This window comes from Kitasatospora sp. MY 5-36, from assembly GCF_001182915.1.
Lineage (GTDB): Bacteria > Actinomycetota > Actinomycetes > Streptomycetales > Streptomycetaceae > Kitasatospora.
The window spans coordinates 1-2,262 of the sequence record NZ_LFVW01001041.1; the positions used below are offsets into that span (position 1 = coordinate 1).

The 2,262-nt window shown below is 77.6% G+C and carries 3 protein-coding genes and 2 pseudogenes; 4 read left to right on the forward strand and 1 reads right to left on the reverse strand.

Annotation, left to right across the window (positions count from 1 at the left end; all coding sequences use genetic code 11):
* The 4 genes and pseudogenes from AE652_RS39845 to AE652_RS39860 all read left to right on the forward strand — a co-directional run.
* Window positions 1-188, forward strand: a pseudogene (locus tag AE652_RS39845) (hypothetical protein); the annotation flags it as partial.
* A gap of 66 nt (window positions 189-254) precedes the next feature.
* Window positions 255-671: a DUF3040 domain-containing protein gene (locus AE652_RS39850; protein WP_159028706.1), complete on the forward strand. Its 417-nt coding sequence runs from the start codon at window positions 255-257 to the stop codon at window positions 669-671.
* Between the two features lie 4 nt (window positions 672-675).
* Window positions 676-972 (forward strand): hypothetical protein, encoded by a 297-nt coding sequence (locus AE652_RS39855; protein WP_049660555.1) that lies wholly within the window; start codon window positions 676-678, stop codon window positions 970-972.
* Window positions 973-983: 11 nt separating this feature from the next.
* The gene (locus AE652_RS39860) at window positions 984-1,568 is read left to right on the forward strand and encodes a type 1 glutamine amidotransferase domain-containing protein (RefSeq protein ID WP_049660559.1); all 585 of its coding nucleotides are present in this window, start codon (window positions 984-986) and stop codon (window positions 1,566-1,568) included.
* 22 nt (window positions 1,569-1,590) lie between these two features.
* On the opposite strand, the pseudogene AE652_RS39865 reads toward AE652_RS39860, so the two are convergent.
* Window positions 1,591-2,262, reverse strand: a pseudogene (locus AE652_RS39865) (DNA ligase); the annotation flags it as partial.

Genomic DNA, 2,262 nt, shown 5'->3' on the forward strand with positions numbered 1-2,262 from the left:
GGGCCGGGGTGCCGTGCGTCGCCCTGGCGGCCGGCCGGGACACCGGCCCCGAGCTGCGGGCGGCGGGTGCGGCCGAGGTCCACCGCGACGCCGCCGCCCTGTTGAGCGTCCTGGACGACAGCCTGCTCGCCCGCCCCCGGGCGTTCGGGCCCGTCGGCGCCGGAACAGGCGGTGCCCGGAACGGTTAGCGCGAGCCCGTACCGGGCAACCGCCCGGGTGCGAGCACGTCACCCGAAGTGTCGGAGGTGACCGAGATGGACGGACCCGCGTTGAGCGGATGGGAGCGGCGGCTCCTCGAGGAGATCGAGTCCGATCTGCGCCAGGACACACGGCTCGACCGGAAGCTGAGCACCATGGGCGCCGAGCCGCCGAGCCGGGTCCGGGGCGTGCTCCGCGGCATCGGGCGCAGGTTCTCGGCGGGGGTCGTGCTGACCGCCCTGGTGATGACGATGATCTGCCTCGGCGTGGGCCTGCGGACCCCGGCCACCGCCGTACTGGTCGCGCTCGGCGTGGTCTGGGCGGCCACCGTGGCGGCCGCGTTCGCCGCCTCCGAGCTGCTGCGCCGCCGCCGCCGCGCCGGCCGCGGCCGCACCGAAGCGGTGGACCCGGCGGAGGCCCGGGAACGCCGGGAGCGCCGCGAACGGCGGCCCTGGGACCGTCCGGAGGCGTGACACCATGACCACCGACCTGTGGGAGTACCGCCCGGGCTCCCATCCCGCCGCCGACCTCACGCTGGTCGGGTACGAGGTGCTCGCCACCGACGGCCCGGTCGGCCGGGTCGAACAGGACGCCGGGGACCACCTGCTGGTCGACGCCGAACCCTGGGTGCCCGGCACCCGGGTGCTCGTCCCGGCCGGGCTGGTCGCCCGGCTCGACCACCTCGACCGCGCCGTCCACCTCGACTGCCCGCGCGCCAGGCTCAGCTCCGCCCCGCCCGCGGCCGTCGACCTGACCGCCCCGCACCCGCGCTGAGCGACCACGCCATGGGCTGGCCGTCCACCACGCTCACCGGACGCGTGATCGCCTTCCTGGTCGCGCCGTACGGGGCCGAACAGGTCGAACTGACCGACCCCTGGCAGGCCGTCGCCGAGTCCGGCGGCACCCCGCGGCTGCTGTCCACCGCCGAGGGCCGGGTCCGCACCGTCCGGCACCACGCCGAGGGCGACACCTTCGCCGTGGACGCCCTGGTCGCCGAGGCCGACCCGGCGGCCTACGACGGGCTGGTCCTCCCCGGCGGCGTCGCCAACCCCGACCGGCTGCGCCTGGACCGCCCGGCGGTCGCCTTCGTGCACGCCTACTGCGCCGCCGGCCGTCCGGTCGCGGCGATCTGCCACGCGGCCTGGACGCTCATCGAGGCCGACGCCGTCCGCGGCCGCACTCTCACCTCCTGGCCCAGCCTGCGCACCGACCTGGTCAACGCCGGCGCCCACTGGGTGGACGAGCCGGTCCACGTCTGCCACGACGGCCCCGGCCCGCTCGTCACCAGCCGCAAGCCGGGCGACCTGCCGCTGTTCGACGACGCCTTCGTGACGGAGTTCGCCCACGCGGCGGCGAAGCGGAGGCGGTGAGCGAGGGGGAGCGAGGGCGGGGTCAGTCGCCGCGGAGGCGGAGGAAGGTGGCGGACGGCGGGCGGCCGGTGAGGGTGAACTCGGCGCGGAGCGGGGCGGTCAGCGGGTGGACCGGGCCGTGGTCCGGGTCGGTGGCGGGCGGGCCGAGCAGGGGGCGGGCGAGTTCGGCGACCTCGCGGGACTGGACCGGGGTGAGCCGCGGGGTGGTCAGGAACACCCGGCCGTCGTCCAGCTGGAGGATCAGCGCGTGCGGGTGGGCGGCCGGGCCGGTGACAGCGCGGACGGTGGCGTCGAGGGTGTCGCCGCGGCGGTACTTGACCCAGACCCGGCCCGCGCCGCGCGGTCGGTACGGGGCCGCCGCGGCCTTGCAGACCAGCCCCTCCACCCCGGTGTCGGCGAGCCGCTCCGTCCACTCCAGCGCCTCCGCCCGGTCGGTGGTGGCCATGACCGGCCGGATCGGCGGCGGGACGTCGGCGAGGGCGGCGAGCAGCAGCCGGCGACGGTCGGTGAGCGGAAGGGCGCGTACGTCGCGGCCGGGCAGCGCCAGCAGGTCGAAGGCGATCAGGCCGAGCGCGACCCCGGTGGCGGCGGCGCGGGCCCGGCGGGTGCGCAGCAGCTCGCCGAAGGCGAACCGGCCGTCGCGCCAGGCGACCAGCTCGGCGTCCAGCACCAGGCCCTCCGGCAGCCGGGCGAC

Excerpts from the sequence above, each read along its gene's own strand:
- AE652_RS39860 (WP_049660559.1), top strand. The coding sequence starts at position 984 with ATGGGCTGGCCGTCCACCACGCTCACCGGACGCGTGATCGCCTTCCTG.
- AE652_RS39855 (WP_049660555.1), top strand. The coding sequence starts at position 676 with ATGACCACCGACCTGTGGGAGTACCGCCCGGGCTCCCATCCCGCCGCC.
- AE652_RS39850 (WP_159028706.1), top strand. The coding sequence starts at position 255 with ATGGACGGACCCGCGTTGAGCGGATGGGAGCGGCGGCTCCTCGAGGAG.